Below are 21,326 nucleotides of genomic sequence, written 5' to 3' on the forward strand. Positions count from 1 at the left end.
CGACGCGATGAACGACCAGCCGCAGAATCCGGACGGGCCGTACGGGCAGCAGGATCCGTACGCACAGCACGATCCGTACGGCTCTCGCCCGGGCGACCCGCATCACCAGCCGCCGTACGAAGCACGCCACGCCTACAGGCCCCACGATCCGTACGCGCAGCAGGCCCCGCAGCCGGTGCAGCCCGGGCCCTACGGACCGCCCGGAACGCCGGGACCGCCGGGACCGCCGGGACCGCCGCCGGAGGGCGGGGACTGGCCGCAGCCGGGCGCACAGGGCGGGCCGCCTTCCTCCGAGGATCCGCAGACGCAGTCCTGGCGGGGCCTGACGCACCAGGACAGCGGGCAGTTCCAGCATCTGCCGCCGTACCAGCAACAGCCCCACGCTCCCGGCCCCCTCCCGCCGGAGCAGCCCGGACCGCACCACATGCAGGCGCCCGGCCGCGCCCCGGCACCCGGCCCCCTGCAGGCCGCGGGTCACCCCCAGGCGCCCGGCTACGCCCAGGCCCCGGGCCGCACGCACACGCCCGGCCCCGCACCGATGCCGGGCGCCGCCCAGCCGTCGGCACAGCCGCAGGCGCATGCGCCCGGTCACGCGCCAGCCGGCGGGCACACCCCGCTCCCCGGCCACTCGTCCGGGGCGCGGGCGCACTCCGAGGGCGAGGGCCCGGGCCACACGGGCGGCGCGCCCGCCGCCGTCGCCCCATCCGCCCGCCCGGCGACGTCCGCCACGTCCCTCACTCCCGCCCAGCGGGCCCGTGCCGAGGGGCGTTCGCCGATCATTCCGCCGGGGATGCGGCCCGCGCTGCTCACGGCCGCACTGTCGGCGCTGCTGGGTCTCTCCGCGCTGGTGCACGGGCCGTTCGGCCCCTTCGTACTCGCCGTGCCCGTCGTCCTTCTGCAGGCGCTGACGGCCGCGGGCTGGTACCGGCTCAACGGCATGTGGCCCGCCCGCCAGGGCATCGCCCTGGCCTTCGCGGGCGGACTGGCCACCGACATCGCGCTCCTGGCGACCGCACGCCAGTACGCGCCGACCGTGGCGCTGGGCACCCTCGGCGTCTGGTGCCTCCTCGTCCTGGTCCTCCAGCTCCGCAACCACAGTTCGGCGGACGAGCGGCTCTACGCGCTGACGGCCGGCATCGCCTCCACCGCCTTCACCGTGCTCGCCGCAGGCCATCTCGCCGCCGTCGACGTCTCCTCGGACGCCGTGGTCATCGGTGCGGCCGCCGTCGCCGTGGCGGCGCTGACCCGTGCGCTGAGCCTGCCGCCGTACGTCTCCCCCGCCGCCGCACTCATCGCCGCCGCGGGCGTGGGCATCGTGGCGGGTGGTGCGACGGGGATCGGCGGCTCCACGGCGGCCCTGCTCGGTGCGGTCGCGGGCGGCTGCGCCCTGATCGGATTGCGGGTGGCGAGTTACGAATACCCGTCCCGTTTCGTCCACATGACGGCGGGCGTCGCGCTGCCGCTCGCCATGGCCGGGCCCGCCGTCTACGTCCTGGGCCGGGCCCTGGGCTGACGCCCAAGGGCCCGGCGCCCGGGCGCTCTTGACGGACGCGCCCGGCCCGGGCCCGAGGGACGTCCGACCGGTGTCCGTGCGCCCGGCTGCCGGCCCTCCGTCAACACCCGCCCTTCTGAAGCCCCTTGAGCCTGCCCGCCCGTACGCCCTCGCTCAGGACGGGCATCTGACGCAAACTCGCTCGTTCGGGTGAACCTCCCCTTCCGTCGTCCGGGCCGTTAGGCTCGCGTGACAGCGGATCTGAACGGGTCTGATCCAGAGGGTGGGGAAGCCAGCTCAATGCGCGCACTGCGAATATTCGTGATCGTCGCCGTGGTCCTGGGGGGCCTGTTCGTGGCCGCCGACCGTATTGCCGTCGGTCTCGCCGAGGACGAGGCCGCGGAGAAGATCAGGAACACCCAGGGCCTGAGCGGCGACCCCGAGGTCTCGATCAAGGGCTTCCCCTTCCTCACCCAGGTGGCGAGCCAGCGTCTCGACGAGGTCGAGGTGAAGCTCGACGGGGCCACGGCCAGCGCGGGCGGCCGGGAGATCCGGGTCGGCAGGATGAGCGCCGAGCTGCACGACGTGGAGCTCGGGAGCGACTTCTCCTCCGCCACCGCGGCGCGCGCCACCGGCTCGGCCCACATCTCGTACGCGGACCTCTCGAAGGCGTCCAGCGAGGGCGTCACGGTCGGATACGGCGGCAAGGACCAGGCGGGGAAGAGCCAGGTGAAGGTGTCCGCGCAGCTTCAGCTCCCGGTCCTCGGGCAGGCTTTTCGGCGGAGCGTGGTGAGCACGGTCAGCATCGTGGACGGCGACACGATCCGGCTGCGCGCCGAGTCGGTACCGGGCTCGGAACTGCCGGGCCTGGAGAAGGTCGTCCGCGAGCGGATCGACTTCGACCGCAAGCTCGTCGGACTGCCGAAGGGCATCGAACTGGACAAGGTCGTCGCGACCCCCGACGGTGTCGACATCGGGGTCACCGGCAGCCAGGTGCAGCTGGCGGGCTGACGCGAGCCCGGCCCGGCCGCACACCGGCGGGGCGCACACCGGCGGAGCGCACCGGCGGAGCGCACACCGGGCGGGCCGGTCGGCAGGGAGCAGCACGGCGGCGGAGCGTGGCACGGGGCAGAGGGCACCCCCCGGCACGGCGGCACTGCGGCACGGCGGCACTTCGGCACGGCGAAAACCCCGCCGACCAGGGGCTCAGGGGTCGGCACGTCCGCAGAGCGAGACGCGCCCGTCCGTACCGCAGATAGCGAGGCGCCCGCCAGGCCACAGGAGCCCGGAACGCTCGGAATCGGCCGACCCGAATCCCGCATCGCGGATATCCGCGTCTCATTATTTGACACGTCGGTGACATGCTCACCCGCCCTCCTTACGATCGAGGCATGACTCGACAGGCGGATCTCACGAAGCGGCGGGCAGTCGACTTGTGCCGTGTCGCCGCGATGCTCTGTCGCAGCTTCTGAAGCGGAGTCCCCGACTCCCGCTCTCCGCAGGCCCTTTGCGGGCCGCCCCCGCTCATCGAAGCGGCGCGCCCTCTTCGCGCATTCGTACCGTCGCGCGCCCCCGCACAGCCCGCAACCGCTCGCGAAATCCGCCGCCCCCAGCACTTCACCTGGGGGTGCACCCAGCCCCGGAGGAGAAGAACATGAGCCGCAGTGACGTCCTCGTGGACGCCGACTGGGTCGAGGCCCACCTCGACGACCCGAAGGTGGTCGTCGTGGAGGTAGACGAGGACACCTCGGCCTACGAAAAGAACCACATCCGCAACGCCGTACGCATCGACTGGAAGCAGGACCTCCAGGACCCGGTGCGCCGTGACTTCATCGACCAGGACGGCTTCGAGAAGCTGCTGTCGGAGAAGGGCATCGCCAACGACGACACGGTGATCCTCTACGGCGGCAACAACAACTGGTTCGCCTCCTACGCCTACTGGTACTTCAAGCTCTACGGCCACGAGAGCGTGAAGCTCCTCGACGGCGGGCGCAAGAAGTGGGAGCTCGACTCCCGCGACCTGGTCGAGGCCGTCCCGGAGCGCCCGGCCACGGACTACAAGGCCAAGGCCCAGAACACCGCGATCCGCGCCTTCCGCGACGACGTCGTGGCCGCCATCGGCAGCGACAACCTGGTCGACGTGCGCTCCCCCGACGAGTTCAGCGGCAAGCTGCTCGCCCCGGCGCACCTGCCGCAGGAGCAGTCGCAGCGCCCCGGCCACGTGCCGAGCGCCCGCAACATCCCGTGGTCGAAGAACGCCAACGACGACGGCACCTTCAAGTCGGACGACGAGCTCAAGGCCCTCTACGAGGACGAGCGGGTCGACCTGTCGAAGGACACCATCGCGTACTGCCGGATCGGCGAGCGCTCCGCGCTCACCTGGTTCGTGCTGCACGAGCTGCTCGGCCAGGAGAACGTCAAGAACTACGACGGTTCCTGGACCGAGTACGGCTCCCTCGTCGGCGTGCCGATCGAGCTCGGCGCCGCCAAGTGACCCCTGGCCTACGGCCGATCCCCTCCCGAAAGAAGAAGGACGCACATGTGTGGAGCAACAGCCGGCGGCCCCGACCTGGCAGGCGTTGACGTGGCCAAGGAGACGATCATCCAGGGTTCGGTGACCCGCGACGGCGAGCCCGTCTCGGGCTACGTCCGCCTGCTCGACGGCGGCGGCGAGTTCACGGCCGAGGTCCCGACCTCGGCGACCGGCCAGTTCCGGTTCTTCGCCGCCCCGGGCACCTGGACGCTGCGCGCCCTCGTGCCGGGCGGAACGGTGGACCGTACGGTCGTCGCCCAGCAGGGCGCCGCGGCCGACATCGCGATCGCCGTCTGACGGCATCCGGCAGCCGGCACGGCGGGCGTCGGCGCGACGCTCGTCACGGCTTCCCGGGCGGGAGGGCCGCATCCCAGGGTTGGACAGCTCTGCGGGGTGCGGCCCTCCGCCGTGCCCGGAACCGTTCCGGAACCGCCCCCGAATCGCCCCCCAGTCGCCTCCGAGACGCCCCCGAGCCGCTCCCAAGCTGCTCCGGGAGCCGCTCCTGACCCGCTCCGGAGCCGCTCCGGAGCCGTTCAGGGCAGTGTTCAGGAGCGGCCGGATCCATCCCGGACAGGCGGCCGTTCCGGTCGTACGCTGGAGTCATGTACGCGGTGCGACGACGGCGCTACTTCGTCCTCATGGGGCTGTGCGTGGGGCTGTTCGTGCTGGCCTGGGGTGTCGTACGGCTGTGGTCGGTACCCGCCGCGGTCGGCATGTGCGTCGTCGCCATGGTCATCCCGCCGGTCGCCGCGATCGTCGCGAACCGCCGGGGCCCCGACGACCGCTGGTGGGACGACCCCTCGGGGGATCCGCAGTCCGACCAGTGGTGGGACGAACTCGACGGCAAGAACCGCCGCTAGGGGTCGTCGACCACGGAGCAGGCGGTCGAACGGAGCAGGCGGTCGAGAGGAGCGGGCGAACGGCCCGTACGGCGACGGCCGAGCGTCCCGGTCAGTAGACGAGCGCCTGCGCCTCGTCCCCCACGGCCTCGCTCACGAAGACCTGGGCCCCCGCGATCCGCACCCCGTCGAGTACGTCCTTCTCCGTGATGTCCCGGCGCGCCGCGCACTGCGTGCACAGCGTGACCTGCCCGCCCGCGAGCACCGCGTCCAGCAGCTCGGGCAGCGGGGCGGCGTGCGGGAGCTCGAACTCCGCCGCCTTGTCCGGCAGCGCGAACCACGCGGATTCGCCGGTCAGCCAGAGCGAGACCTCGACACCACTGGCCACGGCGACCGCCGCCACCGTGAACGCCTGCGAGCACCGCTCCGGCGCATCCGCACCGGCTGTCACCTTGATCACGAGCTTCTTCGCCATGGGGAAACTCTATGGCCGCGCGGGAGCGGGTCCGCCGCCGACCAGGGGGGCTGCTCGGATCCGCTTCGGGCGCCGATTAGAATCGACGGAGGATTCAAGAACCCGTCACCCGCAGATCCGCCGAGGAGCGCGCTCGTGCTTGATGCATTCTTCACCGCCATGCTGGTCCTCGTCGCCGTCGGTGTGGTCGCGTTCGCGGGGCTGACCGTGAAGAAGCTCTTCCAGGGCCAGCGCTGACCGCCGCAGGCCACATCCCTCCCACAGATCGCCTGAGTTCATGATCGAGATCCCGTCCGACCTCCACCCGGACCTCGTCCCCCTCGTCTTCCTCCTCGGCCGCTGGGAAGGCGCCGGCGTCTTCGACTTCCCCGGCGACGAGAAGTGCAACTTCGGCCAGGAAGTGACCTTCGGCCACGACGGCCGGGACTTCCTCGAGTACGTCTCGCACACCTGGGTTCTGGACAGCGAGGGCAAGAAGGTCCGTCCGCTGGAGACCGAGACGGGCTTCTGGCGGATCGGCAAGGACCGCAAGGTCGAGGCCGTCATGGTCCGCGACCAGGGTGTCGCCGAGGTCTGGTACGGCGAGCTGGCCGACCAGAAGCCGCAGATCGACCTGGCGACCGACGCCGTGGCCCGTACCGCCGCCTCCGGCCCGTACTCCGGCGGCAAGCGGCTCTACGGCTATGTGAACGGCGACCTGATGTGGGTCGGCGAGAAGGCCACCCCGGAGGTCGAGCTGCGTCCCTACATGTCGGCCCAGCTCAAGAAGGTCGTCGACCCGCGCGAGTGGGCCAAGGACCTCAAGGATCTGCCGGACGACGGCATCGCCTTCTTCAAGTAGGCCGCCGCTTCCCCGCTTCGGCCCTCCTTCGCGCCGGCCCGGCGGTCGGTCCGTCGCCGGTCCGCCTCGCGCCGGCGACTTCCCGCTCCTCGCCGCGGGCCGCGGCCCCGGCCGTCACCGCCGCTCTCCTCCTACACTGACCATGTGGTGACCACCGACTGGCAGAGCGATCTCAGAAGGCGCGGGTACCGGCTGACCCCGCAGCGCCAGCTCGTGCTGGAGGCCGTGGACAAGCTGGAGCACGCGACTCCCGACGACATCCTCACCGAGGTGCGGCGCACCGCAGGTGGCGTGAACATCTCCACGGTCTACCGGACGCTGGAGCTGCTGGAGGAACTCGGGCTGGTCAGCCATGCCCACCTGGGTCACGGCGCGCCCACGTACCACCTGGCGGACCGGCACCATCATCTGCATCTGGTGTGCCGGGACTGCTCGGACGTGATCGAGGCCGATGTGTCGGTGGCGGAGGGCTTCACGCGGGAGCTGCGCGCGACGTTCGGGTTCGACACGGATCTCAAGCACTTCGCGATCTTCGGCAGGTGCCGCGACTGCACGGCCGCCGCGGCCGGGGGATCCGAGGCGGCGGGCACAGGCGATGCAGCGGGCACAGGCGATGCGGGCACAGGCGATGCGGGCACAGGCGATGCGACGGGGACAGGCTCGGTGGGCACGGGCGATGCGACGGGGACAGGCTCGGTGGGCACGGGCGAAAAACCGGCCCGGGGAGCGTGTACGGGAGCACCGGCCGGAGCGCGTGGCGGATCACCGGCCGGAAGGGGCACGGGGCGCCCTGGCGGACCGCGGACCGGACCGTAGGCTAATAGCCATGAAGAGCCCCCTGCTGTCGCTGCCCGGCGCCGTCCCCGCCGAGGCCCCGGACGAAGGCGTCGCCGCCCACTACGGCGATCTGTTCCGCGAGCAGCGCACGCTCGCCGACGGCACCGGCTTCGTCGACCTCTCGCACCGCGGAGTGGTCACGATCAGCGGTGCGGAACGGCTGAGCTGGCTGCACCTGCTCCTCACCCAGCACGTCAGCGAACTGCCGCCGGGCCGGGCCACCGAAGCCCTGGTCCTGTCGCCGCACGGCCACATCGAGCACGCCCTCTATCTCGTGGACGACGGCGAGACGACCTGGGCCCATGTCGAGCCGGGCACGCAAGGCGATCTCATCGCCTACCTGGAGAGCATGAAGTTCTTCTACCGGGTCGAGGTGAAGGACGCCACCGGCGACTACGCGGTCGTGCACCTGCCCGCCGGCTCCATCACCGGGACACCGGACGGCGTCGCCGTACGGGAGACCGCGCACGGCCGGGACCTCTTCCTGCCGCGCTCCGGCCTGGAGTCCTTCGCCGAGGCGAACGGTCCGGCCATCGGCATCATGGCGATGGAGGCTCTGCGCGTGGAGGGTCACCGGCCGCGGTTCGGCCTGGAGACCGACCACCGGACGATCCCGCACGAGCTGGGCTGGCTGGAGTCGGCGGTCCATCTGGACAAGGGCTGCTACCGCGGTCAGGAGACCGTGGCCCGTGTCCACAACCTGGGGAAGCCGCCGCGCCGCCTGGTCTTTCTGCATCTGGACGGCAGCGAGGTGAAGCTGCCCGGCCACGGGGCGCCCGTACGGCTGGCTGCGGACGGCGAGGAGGGGCGGCAGCTCGGCTTCGTCACGACGTCGGCGCGCCACCACGAGTTGGGGCCGATCGCGCTGGCACTGGTCAAGCGGAACGTGCCCACGGATGCGCAGTTGATCGCCGATACGACGGCGGCGGCGCAGGAAGTCGTCGTCGAGCCCTAGGGAAACCGCGCGGAAGGGGCTGAACAACCCCTCAGAGCGTGTCGCTCAACGTGTCCCCCAGCCGCTGGCGCACCGCGCGCGACGCCGGCAGCACCGATACCGCCACAGCCCCCGCCACCGCCGCTGCCCCGAGCAGCAACAGCGCGGCGAGCGGGGGCTGTTGGGCTATCCCCGCCCCGATGCCGCTGGAGCTGCCCTGGAGGTCGATGAGCCAGCCCGCGGCCAGGACACCGGCCGTGGTCCCCGCCACCGCGGCCGCCAGCGCGGTGAAGCCGGTCCCGGCGACGATCACCGCCATGATCTGGCGCGGCGTCAGTCCGATGGCCTTGAGGGCGAGCAGATCCCGTCGCCGGTCCCGTACACCCGCGCCGATCGTTGTCGACAGTTCGGCCAGCCCGATCAGCGCGAGGACCGTGACGAGCCCGGCCAGCACGCCGCGCACGGCCGACAACTCGTCCGCCGGGTTGGGGATTTCGCGTACGTCCAGCCGCCCGCCCTGCGACTCGGACAGCTTCTCGCCGACCGTGGCCGGGTCCGCGCCCCCCGCGAGCGCGAGATGGTAGAAGCCCGGCCGCAGGGCCGGATCCCGCTCCTTCAGGGTGTCGACGGACGTGGAGATGACCCGGCCGCCGTCCTCGGGCTCGATGCTGCGCCCGACGATGTGCAGCACCTGCGGACTGCCCTCCACCGTCATACGGACCCAGTCGCCGACCTCCACGCCGAGCAGATCGAGCAGCCCCTGCCCGGCCACCGCCTCGTCGGGCCCATGGGCGGCCCGGCCCTGGGCGATGGTGAACGGGTACGGGTCGCGGGCCGTACCGAGGCCGCGCAGCGTGATCGTGCCGGTCTGGCCGGGAACCAGCGCCTCGACCTCGGCGCCCGGGTAGGCCGTGGTCACCTCCGGGCGGCCCTTCAGCATCCCCTGCACCGAGCCGTCGTCCAGGCCGTCGCCGCGCACGCTGAGCGGTGCCGGGATGCCGACCTTCTCCGGGTGGTTCTCGAAGCGGTCCAGCGTCGTCCAGGTGCCGAGGACGACGGTGATCAGCAGCAGGGGTACGGCCAGCCGCGCCACCGCCGCGAAGGAGCGCGCCCGGGAGTGGAAGGCGCCGCGCCAGCCCAGGACCAGGGCGGGCGGCAGACGCAGCCCGAGGGCCCTTCGTACGGTCCCGGTCATGCGCCGTACCGCGGGGACGGCGGCGTGGGCCACGGGCACGGGCGGGACGCGGCCGGCGCGCCAGGCCGCCAACCCCGTGGTCCCGGTGATGAGGAGCAGCGCCCCGAGGGGGATCACCAGCGGGATCCAGGTGTGCGCGGGCAGCGCCTGCCACAGCCGCATCGCCTCACCCACGCGACCGGGCAGGTGCGGGCCGAGCGTCTCGGTGAGGACCGCTCCGAGGGCAACCCCGAGCAGGGCGAGGGCCGCATGCTCGACGAGGAAGGTGCGGACGAGCTGGGCGGGCGTGAAGCCGATGGCCTTGAGGATGGAGATGTCCCGCAGGTGGCCGCGGATGCGCGTGCTGATCGCCCCGGCCACGGCGAGCGCTGCGGCGAGCAGGGCCCCGATCCCGAACAGGCCGAGCAGCAGCCCGAGAAGGCGGTCGCCGCCCTCGGCGTCGGCCCGCGCGCCCTGCCAGGTGGAGACCTTGGCGACCTGGTCGGCGCCGACCTCGGTGACCGCCCGCTGGACGGCGAAGTCGGTGTCGTCGGGTTCTTCGAGGCGCAGCCCGATCGTCTGGCCGCGACGGTCGCCGTCGGGCTCGACCTTGTGCAGCGCCGAGGGCGGCACCCAGGCGATGCCGGGGGTCTCCCCGGGGCTGTACCGGGCTTCGGCGGTCTCCGCGATGCCCGTGACACGCAGCGTACGGACCTCGCCGCCGGTGCCGGTGACCTTCAGTGCGTCGCCCGGCTCGGCCCACAGCGCGCGGGCGAGCGAGGACTCCAGCACGATCCCGTTCCCGCCGCGTTCGTCGCCGGTGTCGAGCCAGCGGCCCGCGTCGACGAGCGGACGGGCCACCTCGGGCGGCTGGGACTCGGCGGCGCGGAGCTGCACCGTGGCCCGGGTGCCGCCGAGCTGCGCGGTGGCCCCGGCCGTACCGAACGGGCCGGAGACGGCCTCGACGCCGTCGAGTTCGGCCAGGGCCCCGGCGTCGGTGGCGCCCTTGGTCTGGAGCCAGACATGGGCGCCGGTGGACTGGGTGAAGACGCGCTGCCAGGGGTTCGCGGCGTACGCGAGGAAGGCGCCGGCCAGCAGCAGCGAGACGATGATCCCGGCCGTGGCGAGGACGAGGAACAGTGCCTCGCCGCGGTGTGCGCGGAGGTCGGCGCGCACCCAGCGTGCGGTGGCCCGTGCCCCTGCCCTCGGTTCGGTCGCGCGCCGGACGAGCCGGTGCACGGCGGCCCGTATGCCCGCCGTACGCGGGGCGGCGCCGCGGGGGCGGCGCGCCGTGGCCCGCATTCTTCTCAGCCCTTCAGCTCGAGCATGCCGGAGACACCGCCCGGCCGCCGCTTGCCGGTGGAGCCCTGGCCCGCGGGGTCGCCGAGCGTGGCGTCGTCGGCGATGCGTCCGTCGAAGAGGGTGATCACACGGTCCGCGGCGCTGGCCATCCGGGCGTCGTGGGTGACGAGCACGATGGTCTGGCCGCGCTGGTGGTAGCGGGTCAGCAGGCGCAGCACCTCGCGGGTGCCCTTGCTGTCCAGGCTGCCCGCCGGCTCGTCGGCGAGCAGCAGGCCGGGGTGATTGACCAGCGCGCGGGCGAGCGCGACGCGCTGCTGTTCACCGCCGGACAGCTCGCCGGGGGTGGAGTTCTCCTTGCCTTCGAGCCCCAGCTCGGCCAGCAGCTCGGTACGGCTCTCCCGGGCCTGGCGCGGGGAGCTTCCGGCGAGCAGGGCGGGCAGGTCGACGTTGTCGGCGACGGTGAGGTGGGAGACGAGGTTGAAGAACTGGAAGACGATGCCGATGCGGCGGCGGCGCAGGACGGCCCAGCGGGCCTCGCTGTAGGTGTCGACGCGTTCACCCTCGAGCCAGATGCGCCCGCTGTCGGGGCGGTGCAGACCGCCGAGCAGATGGAGCAGGGTGGACTTGCCGGCGCCGGAGGGGCCGGTGACGGCGACGAACTCGCCGCGCTCGACGCACAGGTCCACACCCCGTACGGCCTTGACCGGGGCGCCCTCGGGCCGGTGCGTCTTGACCAGGCCCTCGGCCCGTATGACGGCATCGACGGCGGCGGTGCCGCCGGCGTCGGCCGCGGCGGTGCCCTCGGCGGGCGCGGCGGCCCCCTCGGCGTTCTCGGCGGGCGCGGCGGCCCCCTCGGCGGGCACGGCTTCGCGTGGCTCGCGGCTCATTCCAGCTCCTCCTGACAGCGCTCCAGCCAGTCGAGGTCCGCCTGCAGATGGAGCATGGCGCCCTCGATGAGCAACTGGGAGACCGGGTTGTCCCGGTCCTCGGCCGCGGCCAGTTTCGACAGATCACGCATGGTGTTGAGGTAATGGCGGCGCTGCTTGTTGATCAGGGCGATCGGGTCGGCCATCCCGGTGTCCGGGGCGATGGCGAGCTTCATGAAGAACTCGTCCCGGACCCGGGGCTCGTCGGTCGGCTCCTCGAACCAGGCGGCCACCGCCTCACGTCCCGCGTCGGTGAGCTGGTAGGTGCGCTTGTTCGGCCGGCTCGACTGGGCGACCTCCTGGCCCTCGATCAGCCCGGCCTTCTCGAGCCTGCTGAGGGTGACGTAGATCTGCCCGACATTCGGCTGAGGGTACGCGGCGCCCAGGAGCTTCTCAAGGGCCAGCTTGAGCTCGTAGCCATGGGCGGGGCCCTTGGCGAGAAGTGCCAGGAGGGGCAGACGCACGCTTGCCCTCCTCCCTCCCCGGTGCCTTGCGTTGTTACCTGCTCGTTAGGTGGCGATACGGGCGGCTGAACAGGGGTGTCCCAGGTTGTGAGCCGCATCGCCCCGGTATATGTCCGCGACGTCTAGTATCGCGCATGCCTAACAGGTATACAGGGGCGCGTAAGGCGGAGGACGGGCCGGCACCCGTGTGCCAAGGAGGAACCTATGCGGTGGAGGCGCGCCGCGGGTAGAGGTCTCCTGGTGGCGGCGCTGATACTCGCGGGCTACGCGGGCACGGGCGCATCGGCGGGCGAACCGGCCGACGGCGACGGCCGCGGCCCGATGACTCTGGTGACCGGCAGGGACACGACCAGCTATCTGCGCGGTGTCCTCACCGACTGGAACCGCGGCCACCCCGCCGAGAAGGTCACCCTCGTCGAACTGCCCGAGGCCGCGGACGAGGTCCGCGCCCAGATGACCACCAGCCTGCGCTCCGGAAGCGACCGCTTCGACGTCCTGAACATCGACGTCGCATGGACCTCGGAGTTCGCGGCCGCGGGGTGGATCGCCCCGCTGGAGGCCGGCCGCTTCCCCCTCAAGCACTTCCTGCCCCCCGTCGTGGACACCGCCACCTTCGGCGGCCGGCTGCACGCCCTGCCGTACGTCACCAACGCGGGCCTCCTCTACTACCGCAAGGACATCCTCGCCAAGGAGGGCGCGAAGCCGCCGCGCACCTGGGGCGAGCTGGAGCGCCTGGCGCGGACGGTGGCCCCGAAGTACGGACTGGACGGCTACGCGGGGCAGTTCCTGCCGTACGAGGGTCTGACCGTGAACGCGATCGAGGCCGTCCAGTCGGCGGGCGGCTCGCTCCTCGCGGACGAGGGTGCCCGGGTGACGGTCGACTCCGACGCCGCGCGCAAGGGCATGGCGTTCCTGGCGAACGGCGTACGGGACGGGTGGATCCCCAAGGCCGCCCTCACGTACAAGGAGGAGGAGTCCCGGCGGGCCTTCCAGGACGGGAAGCTGCTCTTCATGCGCAACTGGCCGTACGCCCACCGGCTGGCCGGTGGCGCGGACTCGAAGGTCGCGGGGAAGTTCGGCGTCGTCCCGCTGCCCGGGCCGGACGGCACCGCCGCGGGTGTCCTCGGCGGATCGAACCTGGCCGTCAACGCCAACTCCCGGCACAAGGAGTCGGCGGCGGACCTGCTCGCGTTCCTCTCCAGCGAGAAGGTCCAGCGACGGGTGCTGGCCGAGGGCGCGCTGCCGCCGGTGTGGGCCGATGTGTACACCGACCCCGACATGGTGCGCCGGTACCCGTACCTGCCGACGCTGAAGAAGGCTGTGCTCGCCGCCAAGCCGCGCCCCAAGAGCCCGCGGTACGAGCAGGTGAACCTGGCCGTCCAGGCCGTGGTGCACGACGCGATGGCGCAGCGGGAGACGCCGGATCGGGCCGTCGCACGGCTGGCGCGGGAGCTCGGGGCGATCGCGCGCCGGGGCTGAGCCCTGAGCGTCGCGCCCGGCCCCTGGGCGTCGGCGTCGGTGTCGCGCCCGCGATTGCGCGATCTTGCTTCTGAGTAGCGACTACTTACTTGTTAGGTACAGACGCTCCCTCATCATTCCCCCTTCAACCCGGACAAGTCCCTCCGGGATACTCCTCATTTTCTCGCAGACTCATTGACACCCGCTGGAAACAGTTACTTAACATGAATGCATAACGCGCCGGGGCGGAGTGGATCGCGGGGCGCGTCGAGCCAGACAGACAGGTCAACGGGAATGCACATAGCCACGGCCGCCGCCACCCAGCACTGGTGGCGGGATGCGGTGATCTACCAGGTCTACGTCCGCAGCTTCCTCGACAGCACCGGCGACGGCATCGGCGATCTCGCCGGCGTCCGCGCGGGGCTGCCGTACTTGAGAAAGCTGGGCGTGGACGGCATCTGGCTCAGCCCGTTCTATCCCTCACCGCACCACGACCACGGCTACGACGTCGCCGACTACCGCGGCGTGGACCCGGTCTTCGGCGACCTGCAGGAGTTCGACCACCTGGTGGCGGACGCCCAGCGGCTCGGGCTGAAGGTCCTCATCGACATCGTCCCCAACCACTGCTCCAGCGAGCACCCCTGGTTCCGTGCCGCGCTCGCGGACGGTCCGGGCAGCGAGGCCCGCAAGCGGTTCCACTTCGCCGACGGGCGCGGCGAGAACGGCGAACTGCCGCCCAACAACTGGCACGCCATGTTCGGCGGCTCGGCCTGGTCCCGGGTCACCGAGCCGGACGGCGAGCCCGGCCAGTGGTACCTGCACCTGTTCACGCCGGAGCAGCCGGACCTCAACTGGCGCGACCCGGTGGTCGCCAGCACCTTCGACGAGATCCTCCGCTTCTGGCTGGACCGCGGGGTCGACGGCTTCCGTATCGACGTGGCCGCCGGACTGTTCAAGAACGCCGAACTCCCCGACTCTCCCGACCCGGAGGCGGACGAGCGCGCCCGCGACTCGGTCAACCCGCTGGCCTGGAACCAGCCCGAGGTGCACGAGGTGTGGCGCCAGTGGCGGGCGGTGTGCGAGGAGTACACGGCGAACGACGGTCACGACCGGCTGCTGGTCGGCGAGGTGTCGGTGCCGACGGCGCGCGAACACGCCGAGTACGTCCGCCCGGACGAGCTCCACCAGGCGTTCTTCTTCGACCTGTTGAGCGCCGACTGGGACCACGACGCGTTCCGCAAGACCATCTCCGAGGCGCTCACCGACATCGCCGGGACCGGCTCCACCGTCACCTGGGTCCTCAACAACCACGACCAGGTCAGGACCGTCACCCGCTACGAGGGTGAGTCGACCACCGTCGGCCCCTCGCGCGCCCGCGCCGCCGCCCTGCTGATGCTGGCCCTGCCCGGCGCCGCTTACGTCTACCAGGGCGAGGAGCTCGGACTGCCCGAGGTCGTGGACCTGCCGGACGACGTGCTCACCGACCCGATCTTCCGCAGGACCGGCAGCAGGCTGCGCGTCCGCGACGGCTGCCGCGTGCCGCTGCCCTGGTCCGGTCAGGCCTCGCCGTTCGGCTTCACCGCGGGCGGCGACGGCGCGGCGCGGCCGTGGCTGCCGCAGCCCGAATGGTTCGCCGAGCACGCCACCGACCGGGCCCTGTCCGACACCCGCTCCTTCTGGCACCTCTACCGCGACGGGCTCGCCCTGCGGCGCGCCCTGCCCCAGCTCGGCGAGGGCCCGCTGCGCTGGATGGAGACGGAGCCCGGGGTCCTCGCGTTCGAACGCGGCGACGGCCTGGTCTGCGCGGTCAACTTCGGCCTCGATCCCGTACCGGCGCCCGTTGCCGGGACCCCGCTCCTCTCGAGCGGCGACTGCCCTCCGGGAATCCTCCCCGGCTCCACCGCTGCCTGGTGGATCAGCGATCTCTCCACGAAGGGAACCACTTCATGAGCCACCCGATGAAGCGCACCACCAGAAGCGACCGGAAGCACCGTCGCCTCGCGGCGACCGGCGCCGTCGTCCTCGGCCTCTCCCTGACCGCCACCGCCTGCGGCGGCAGCGGCTCGTCCGGCGACGGCAAGCAGGAGCTCAAGGGCAAGTCGGTGACGGTCGCGGGCGTGTGGACCGGCGTCGAGCAGAAGAACTTCAAGAAGGTGCTCCAGGCCTTCGAGGACGAGACCGGCGCCGAGACCAACTTCATCTCCACCGGTGACAACGTCTCCACCGTCATCGGCAGCAAGATCGAGGGCGGCAACGCGCCCGACGTCGTCATGGTGCCGCAGCCGGGTGTGCTCCAGCAGTTCGCCGACAAGAACTGGCTTCAGCCGCTCTCCGCCACCGTCTACGAGAAGGCGGGCATCAACTTCGCGCCGGTGTGGCGGGATTACGGCACCATCAACGGCAAGTACTACGGCCTGTACTTCAAGGCGTCCCACAAGTCGACGGTCTGGTACAGCCCGGAAGCCTTCACCCAGGCGGGAGTTCAGCCGCCGAAGACCTTCGACGCCATGCTGAAGAACGGCAAGACCCTGGCCGACTCGGGCCTGCCCGCGTTCTCCGTCGCGGGTGAGGACGGCTGGACCCTCACCGACTGGTTCGAGAACATCTACCTCTCCCAGGAGGGCCCGAAGAAGTACGACCAGCTGGCCCAGCACAAGATCAAGTGGACCGACCCCTCCGTGGTGAAGGCTCTGACCACGCTCGGCACGCTGTTCAAGGACAAGAACCTGGTCGCCGGCGGCAACGCCGAGGCCCTGCGCACCGACTTCCCCGAGTCCGTCAAGAACGTCTTCGGCAGCGAGCCGAAGGCCGGCATGGTCTACGAGGGCGACTTCGTCGGCGGCATCGTCTCCGGCGAGTTCAAGAAGAAGGTCGGCAAGGACGCCAAGTTCTTCGGCTTCCCCGCCGTCAAGGGCGGCGAGGCCCCCATCGTCGCCGGCGGCGACGCCGCGACGGTCCTCAAGGCCGGCAAGAACCGCGAAGCGGCCATGAAGCTGGTGGAGTTCATGGCCACCCCGGAGGCGGCGAAGATCTGGGCCGAGGCCGGCGGCTTCATCTCCCCCAACGAGAAGCTGAACCTGGACGCCTACCAGGACGAGACCAGCCGCAAGACCGCCGAGTCGATCGTCAAGGCCGGCAACGCCGTCCGGTTCGACCTGTCCGACCTGGCCCCCGCGGCCTTCGGCGGCACCCAGGGCGCCGGCGAGTGGAAGGCCCTCCAGGACTTCCTGCGCAACCCGTCCGACCCCCAGGGCGCGGCCGAGAAGCTCGAGGCCGCAGCCGCCAAGGCGTACAAGGACACCCAGAACTGAGGGCCTTACCCATGTCTGCCACTTCTGTGAAGGGCGCCGCTCCGCCCGACACCACCACGAAGGCGTCGTCCCGGAAGGGGGGCGGCGCCCACAACCCGCGCCAGCAGGCGGCCCGGCGGCGGCGTTTGATCGCCCTGGTCTTCCTGCTGCCGGCCCTGCTGCTGCTCGGCGCGCTGGTCGCGTACCCCATCCTGTTCACGGTCGGCCGCAGCTTCTTCGACGCCTCGGGCACGCAGTTCGTCGGCGGCGAGAACTACGCCGAGATGTTCCGGGACCCGGCGACGCTCAAGGCCGTCCGCAACAGCGCGATCTGGGTCGTGGTGGCCCCCGCGCTGCTGACCGGCATCGGTCTGGTCCTCGCGGTGCTCACCGAGAAGATCCGCTGGGCCACCGCGTTCAAGCTGGTGCTGTTCATGCCGATGGCGATCTCCTTCCTCGCCGCGGGCATCATCTTCCGCGTCGTGTACGAGCACGACCCGGAGAAGGGTGTGCTCAACGCGGCGGCGGTCGGCATCCACGACGCCTTCGACGAGGGCCACGCCTACCCCTCCGCCCACCCGAAGGACAACTCCGTTCTCGCCAAGGGCAAGGACGGCTCGTACACCACGAAGGACAAGGCGTCCCCAGGCAACACGGTCGACCTCGGCCTGGTGGGGGTGCCTCCCAAGGAGCTGCCGAAGAACGCGAAGCCCGCCGGCACGCCCTCCTCGGCGGCCGAGGGCGAGCTGCGGGGCGTGGTCTGGTTCGACTTCACGTTCGGCGGCGGCGGCAAGCCCGGAAAGGTGGACCCGAAGGAGAAGGGCCTGCCGAGCATGACCGTCGAAGCGGTCCAGGACGGCAAGGTGGTGGACAAGGCCACCACGGCGGCCGACGGTTCGTACCGCTTCACCGGTCTGAAATCGGGCGACTACTCCGTACGGCTCCCCGCGGCGAACTTCGCCGAGCCGTACGGCGGCGTCGAGTGGCTCGGCCCGGCCCTCATCACCCCCGCGATCATCGGTGCCTATCTGTGGATCTGGACCGGCTTCTCGATGGTGCTCATCGGTGCCGGACTCGCGGCCATGCCCCGGGACGTCCTGGAGGCCGCCCGGATGGACGGCGCGGGCGAGTGGCAGATCTTCCGACGGATCACCGTGCCGCTGCTCGCACCTGTCCTCGGCGTGGTCTTCGTGACCCTGGTGATCAACGTGATGAAGGTGTTCGACCTCGTCTACATCATCGCCCCGGGGCCCGTGAAGCAGGACGCCAACGTCCTGGCCCTCCAGATGTGGCAGGTCTCCTTCGGCGGCGGCAACAACCAGGGCCTCGGCAGCGCGCTGGGCGTCCTCCTGCTGCTCCTGGTCGTCCCGGCCATGATCCTCAACATCCGACGTTTCCGCAGGAGCCAGTCATGACCGTCGACGCCCCTCCCCGGACGACCGCCAGGCCTCACACCGGGACGGCGGCGCCCAAGCGGCGCCCCGCCACCTGGCTGGCCCAGCGAGCCGGCCGCGGCCTGGTGCAGGTCGGCCTGGCTCTCATCGCACTGCTGTGGCTCACCCCGGCCGCCGGCCTGTTCTTCTCCTCGCTGCGCGCGGACGAGGACAACGCCACCAGCGGCTGGTGGACCGCCCTCACCGGGGCCGGGAACCTGTCCTTCGACAGCTACTCGGCCCTCCTCGAGGACTCCGGCATCGTCAGCGCCTTCTGGAACACGGTGGCGATATCCGTGCCCGCCACGGTCACGGTCGTGGTCGTCGCGGCCCTGGCCGGATACGCCTTCGCCTGGCTGGAGTTCCCCGGCCGCGACTGGATCTTCCTGGTCGTGGTGGGCATGCTCGTGGTGCCCGTCCAGGTCGGCCTGCTGCCGGTGGCCAAGATGTTCGGCGCCGTCGGCCTCTTCGGCACCATCCCCGGCGTGGTCCTCTTCCACGTCGCGTACGGTCTGCCGTTCGCCATCTTCCTGCTCCGCAACTACTTCGCGGAGATCCCCCGGGAGATGCTGGAGGCCGCGCGGATGGACGGCGGCAGCGAGTGGCGGATCTTCATCCGGCTCATCCTCCCTCTCGGCAGGCCGGCCATCGCGTCCCTGGCCATCTTCCAGTTCCTGTGGGTCTGGAACGACATGCTGGTGGCGCTGATCTTCGCCGACAGCGGCACGCAGCCGCTGACGGTGGCACTGCAGTCGCAAATGCGCCAGTTCGGCAGCAACATCGGCGTGCTGGCGCCCGGTGCCTTCCTGTCCCTGATCGTGCCGGTGGTCGTGTTCTTCGCCTTCCAGCGGCACTTCGTCCAGGGAGTCATGGCGGGCTCGGTGAAGTGAGCCGTACGGAGCGGCACGAGAGCGGATCTCCAGGGGAACCCTTCTCCCCGCGGAGATCCGCTCTCCGGGATTCCGGCCTCCGGCCGTAGTCCGCCTCCGCGGCGAGGACGGCTCCACAGGGGTGGGAGCCGGGCCCCGGCGGGCTCAGACTTCGACGAGCACGGTGAACGGGCCGTCGTTCGTGAGCGAGACCTTCATGGCCGCTCCGAACCGGCCCGTTTCCACGTGGGCGCCCAGCGCTCTGAGCTGCGCCACGACCGCGTCGACGAGCGGCTCGGCGACCTCGCCGGGAGCCGCGGCGTTCCAGGTGGGCCTGCGCCCCTTGCGGGCGTCACCGTAGAGAGTGAACTGGGAGATCACGAGCAGGGGCGCATCGAGGTCCGAGCAGGACTTCTCCCCCTCCAGGATGCGCACCGACCAGAGCTTGCGGGCCAGTTGAGCCGCTTTGTCCTCGGTGTCGTCATGCGTGACCCCGACCAGCACACACAGCCCGGGACCGACGATCTCGCCGACCGTCTCCCCCTCGACGACGACGCTCGCCCCGTTGACCCTCTGCACCACAGCACGCATACGGACCATGATGCCCTGCGTCCGTCCGGGTCTTATCCGCAGCGGTGCCGATGCATGTGCACGGGCGATAGTGGCACGATGCAACACAAGCGGTGCGCATCACGGCACCCTGCTGCCGCACCGGACGAGGGGACGGATGAGGCATGAGTACACCTGGCACCGGCCACGCGGCCACCACCAGCCGCCCGCCCACACAACGTACGGCCCCGGTGGCGCTGGCCGACGCACCGCAGCCGGACCTGGAGTCCCTGCGGTTGCCCGAACTGCGGGCGCTGCGCCGCCAGTCGCAGCAGGAGGAGGCCGATCTCAGCTACGTACGGCGGCTGCTGCAGGGCCGGATCGACATCCTCCGTGCGGAGCAGGCGCGGAGAGCTGCGCCGGAGTCGCCGGTGGTGGACCGGCTGCACGAGATCCTGGCGGACGGGCCGAGCAGCGGGCGTTCGGCGCGGCACGTGACGCTGGGCACCCCGCACAGCGAGAAGTACCGCCAACTGGCCGAGGACATGCTGTCCGAGGTGGAGCTGTCGGACCTGGAGTCGCGTACGGACGAGGAGTTGCTCGGCGCGATGGGCCGGCTGGTGCGCTGCGAGCAGCAGGTGTCGCGGTGGCGGCAGCAGCTCCAGCGGACGGCCGACGGCTGCAGCGCGGAGATCGCCCGCCGGTACCGGGACGGCGAGGCACAGGTGGATGATCTGCTGGCATGACGGACGGCATACGGATACGGGACGTGGCGGCGGCCGAGGGCGCGGAAGCGCGCGCTCCGGCTCCGGGGCCGACGCGGGTGCCGGGGTCTCCTGACTCCGGCAGGGCTCCTGACTGCAGCCGGACGGTGGCCCCGGACTCCGGCGGGGCGGTTGCTCCGGACTCCGGCGGGGCGGTGGCCCCGGACTCCGGCGGGGCGGTGGCCCGGGACTCCGGCGCGGCGGTTGCTCCGGTGCTCGCCGAGGCGATCCGCTCCGGCTTCTCCGAGAGCCTCCACCGCGGATCCCTGGTCGTCCTCGGCGCCGGCGGCGAAGTGGAACTCGCGCTCGGCGACGTCGTCTCCCCGGTCTTCCCCCGGTCCGCCAACAAGCCCATGCAGGCGGCCGGTGTGCTGCGCGCCGGGGCCGACCTCTCCGGCGAGCGGCTCGCGCTCGCCACCGGCAGCCACTCGGGCGAGCCGTTCCACCGGGATCTCGTACTCACGATGCTGGCGGAGGCCGGGCTGACGACCGCGGCCCTCAGGACACCGGCGGACCTCCCGATAGACCCCGTCGAGTCGCAGGCGCATCTGGCCGCCGGCGGGTCCGCCGACCCCGTCTCCATGAACTGCTCGGGGAAGCACGCCGCGATGCTCGCCGCCTGTGTCGCGGCGGGCTGGTCCGTGGACGGCTATGTGGACCCGGAACACCCGCTCCAGCTCCTCGTACGGGAGACGGTCGAGGAGGCGAGCGGCGAGAAGGTCGCCCACGTCGGTGTCGACGGGTGCGGAGCGCCGCTGCTGGCGTTCTCCCTCACCGGGCTCGCCCGCGCTTTCCGCTCCCATGTCCTGGCCGCCCCCGGCACCGCGGAGCGGCGCGTGGCGGACGCGATGCGGGCGCACCCCGAGTACGTGGCGGGGACGCGCCGCATCGACACCTGGCTGATGCAGGGCGTGCCGGGCGCTCTGGCCAAGGTCGGGGCGGAGGCCGTGCAGGCGGTGGCGCTGGCGGACGGCCGCGCCCTCGCCTTCAAGATCGAGGACGGGGGCAAGCGCGCCGTGGGACCGGTCCTGGCCCGGGCGCTCCGGCTGATGGGCGTCTCCGCTCCGGTCCTCGGCCGGATCGGAGACGCCCCGCTGCTGGGCGGCGGCCGGCCGGCGGGAGAGGTGCGCGCGGCGTTCTGACCGC

At 71.7% G+C, this 21,326-nt stretch carries 20 protein-coding genes and 1 pseudogene; 16 read left to right on the top strand and 5 right to left on the bottom strand.

What is annotated here, in order from left to right; genetic code table 11:
• The first annotated feature begins 7 nt into the window (after positions 1 to 7).
• The 6 genes from ACGFNH_RS19595 to ACGFNH_RS19620 all read left to right on the top strand — a co-directional run bounded on the left by ACGFNH_RS19595 (position 8) and on the right by ACGFNH_RS19620 (position 4,885).
• Positions 8 to 1,513 carry a hypothetical protein gene (locus ACGFNH_RS19595; protein ID WP_393655276.1) on the top strand — a complete coding sequence of 502 codons (1,506 nt, stop codon included), beginning with the start codon at positions 8 to 10 and terminating at the stop codon, positions 1,511 to 1,513.
• 279 nt (positions 1,514 to 1,792) lie between these two features.
• Positions 1,793 to 2,503: a DUF2993 domain-containing protein gene (locus ACGFNH_RS19600; protein ID WP_393655278.1), complete on the top strand. Its 711-nt coding sequence runs from the start codon at positions 1,793 to 1,795 to the stop codon at positions 2,501 to 2,503.
• A 380-nt stretch (positions 2,504 to 2,883) separates the two neighbouring features.
• Positions 2,884 to 2,964 (top strand): putative leader peptide, encoded by an 81-nt coding sequence (locus tag ACGFNH_RS19605; RefSeq protein WP_393655438.1) that lies wholly within the window; start codon positions 2,884 to 2,886, stop codon positions 2,962 to 2,964.
• 182 nt (positions 2,965 to 3,146) lie between these two features.
• On the top strand, positions 3,147 to 3,986 hold the full coding sequence (locus ACGFNH_RS19610) for a sulfurtransferase (RefSeq protein ID WP_393655280.1): 840 nt from the start codon (positions 3,147 to 3,149) through the stop codon (positions 3,984 to 3,986).
• Positions 3,987 to 4,031: 45 nt separating this feature from the next.
• Complete coding sequence (locus ACGFNH_RS19615) at positions 4,032 to 4,322, top strand: DUF1416 domain-containing protein (protein ID WP_393655282.1); 291 nt, start codon at positions 4,032 to 4,034, stop codon at positions 4,320 to 4,322.
• 305 nt (positions 4,323 to 4,627) lie between these two features.
• Entirely contained in the window at positions 4,628 to 4,885 is a 258-nt protein-coding gene (locus ACGFNH_RS19620) for a DUF3099 domain-containing protein (RefSeq protein ID WP_393655284.1), read from the top strand.
• Between the two features lie 91 nt (positions 4,886 to 4,976).
• Here the strand turns inward: ACGFNH_RS19620 and ACGFNH_RS19625 are convergent, their stop codons facing one another.
• The gene (locus tag ACGFNH_RS19625) at positions 4,977 to 5,339 is read right to left on the bottom strand and encodes a DsrE family protein (RefSeq protein ID WP_393655286.1); all 363 of its coding nucleotides are present in this window, start codon (positions 5,337 to 5,339) and stop codon (positions 4,977 to 4,979) included.
• Positions 5,340 to 5,616: 277 nt separating this feature from the next.
• On the opposite strand from ACGFNH_RS19625, the gene ACGFNH_RS19630 reads away from it, so the two are divergent.
• The 3 genes and pseudogenes from ACGFNH_RS19630 to ACGFNH_RS19640 all read left to right on the top strand — a co-directional run bounded on the left by ACGFNH_RS19630 (position 5,617) and on the right by ACGFNH_RS19640 (position 7,972).
• On the top strand, positions 5,617 to 6,180 hold the full coding sequence (locus ACGFNH_RS19630; RefSeq protein WP_393655288.1) for an FABP family protein: 564 nt from the start codon (positions 5,617 to 5,619) through the stop codon (positions 6,178 to 6,180).
• A 144-nt stretch (positions 6,181 to 6,324) separates the two neighbouring features.
• Positions 6,325 to 6,763 (top strand): annotated as a pseudogene (locus ACGFNH_RS19635) (Fur family transcriptional regulator); the annotation flags it as partial.
• 243 nt (positions 6,764 to 7,006) lie between these two features.
• Positions 7,007 to 7,972 carry a YgfZ/GcvT domain-containing protein gene (locus ACGFNH_RS19640; RefSeq protein WP_393655290.1) on the top strand — a complete coding sequence of 322 codons (966 nt, stop codon included), beginning with the start codon at positions 7,007 to 7,009 and terminating at the stop codon, positions 7,970 to 7,972.
• A gap of 31 nt (positions 7,973 to 8,003) precedes the next feature.
• Here the strand turns inward: ACGFNH_RS19640 and ACGFNH_RS19645 are convergent, their stop codons facing one another.
• Genes ACGFNH_RS19645 through ACGFNH_RS19655 form a run of 3 tightly spaced genes read right to left on the bottom strand, consistent with a single transcriptional unit; the run spans position 8,004 to position 11,817 of the window.
• Positions 8,004 to 10,427, bottom strand: a complete 2,424-nt coding sequence (locus tag ACGFNH_RS19645; RefSeq protein WP_393655292.1) for an FtsX-like permease family protein — start codon at positions 10,425 to 10,427, stop codon at positions 8,004 to 8,006.
• Positions 10,428 to 10,432: 5 nt separating this feature from the next.
• Positions 10,433 to 11,314, bottom strand: coding sequence for an ABC transporter ATP-binding protein (locus tag ACGFNH_RS19650; protein ID WP_393655294.1), 882 nt, complete (start codon positions 11,312 to 11,314; stop codon positions 10,433 to 10,435).
• The gene (locus ACGFNH_RS19655; RefSeq protein ID WP_393655296.1) at positions 11,311 to 11,817 is read right to left on the bottom strand and encodes a PadR family transcriptional regulator; all 507 of its coding nucleotides are present in this window, start codon (positions 11,815 to 11,817) and stop codon (positions 11,311 to 11,313) included. Before ACGFNH_RS19655 ends, ACGFNH_RS19650 begins: the two co-directional genes overlap by 4 nt.
• A 204-nt stretch (positions 11,818 to 12,021) precedes the next feature.
• Between ACGFNH_RS19655 and ACGFNH_RS19660 the strand changes: the two genes are divergently transcribed.
• The 5 genes from ACGFNH_RS19660 to ACGFNH_RS19680 all read left to right on the top strand — a co-directional run bounded on the left by ACGFNH_RS19660 (position 12,022) and on the right by ACGFNH_RS19680 (position 18,888).
• Complete coding sequence (locus ACGFNH_RS19660) at positions 12,022 to 13,296, top strand: ABC transporter substrate-binding protein (RefSeq protein WP_393655298.1); 1,275 nt, start codon at positions 12,022 to 12,024, stop codon at positions 13,294 to 13,296.
• Between the two features lie 273 nt (positions 13,297 to 13,569).
• Complete coding sequence (locus tag ACGFNH_RS19665; RefSeq protein ID WP_393655300.1) at positions 13,570 to 15,225, top strand: glycoside hydrolase family 13 protein; 1,656 nt, start codon at positions 13,570 to 13,572, stop codon at positions 15,223 to 15,225.
• 8 nt (positions 15,226 to 15,233) lie between these two features.
• A complete protein-coding gene (locus tag ACGFNH_RS19670; protein WP_393655440.1) occupies positions 15,234 to 16,586 on the top strand; it encodes an ABC transporter substrate-binding protein in 1,353 nt (450 codons plus the stop codon).
• Positions 16,587 to 16,597: 11 nt separating this feature from the next.
• Complete coding sequence (locus ACGFNH_RS19675) at positions 16,598 to 17,980, top strand: ABC transporter permease subunit (protein ID WP_393655302.1); 1,383 nt, start codon at positions 16,598 to 16,600, stop codon at positions 17,978 to 17,980.
• Positions 17,977 to 18,888 (top strand): carbohydrate ABC transporter permease, encoded by a 912-nt coding sequence (locus ACGFNH_RS19680; RefSeq protein ID WP_393655304.1) that lies wholly within the window; start codon positions 17,977 to 17,979, stop codon positions 18,886 to 18,888. The genes ACGFNH_RS19675 and ACGFNH_RS19680 overlap by 4 nt, the downstream gene beginning before the upstream one ends.
• A gap of 144 nt (positions 18,889 to 19,032) precedes the next feature.
• Here ACGFNH_RS19680 and dtd read toward each other — a convergent pair whose 3' ends face one another.
• Complete coding sequence (gene dtd / locus ACGFNH_RS19685) at positions 19,033 to 19,458, bottom strand: D-aminoacyl-tRNA deacylase (protein WP_393655306.1); 426 nt, start codon at positions 19,456 to 19,458, stop codon at positions 19,033 to 19,035.
• A gap of 143 nt (positions 19,459 to 19,601) precedes the next feature.
• On the opposite strand from dtd, the gene ACGFNH_RS19690 reads away from it, so the two are divergent.
• Positions 19,602 to 20,162, top strand: a complete 561-nt coding sequence (locus tag ACGFNH_RS19690) for an ABC transporter substrate-binding protein (RefSeq protein ID WP_393655308.1) — start codon at positions 19,602 to 19,604, stop codon at positions 20,160 to 20,162.
• Positions 20,159 to 21,322, top strand: coding sequence for an asparaginase (locus ACGFNH_RS19695; RefSeq protein ID WP_393655309.1), 1,164 nt, complete (start codon positions 20,159 to 20,161; stop codon positions 21,320 to 21,322). The genes ACGFNH_RS19690 and ACGFNH_RS19695 overlap by 4 nt, the downstream gene beginning before the upstream one ends.
• Positions 21,323 to 21,326: the final 4 nt, after the last annotated feature.

Source organism: Streptomyces sp. NPDC048639, from assembly GCF_043199075.1.
Taxonomy (GTDB): domain Bacteria; phylum Actinomycetota; class Actinomycetes; order Streptomycetales; family Streptomycetaceae; genus Streptomyces.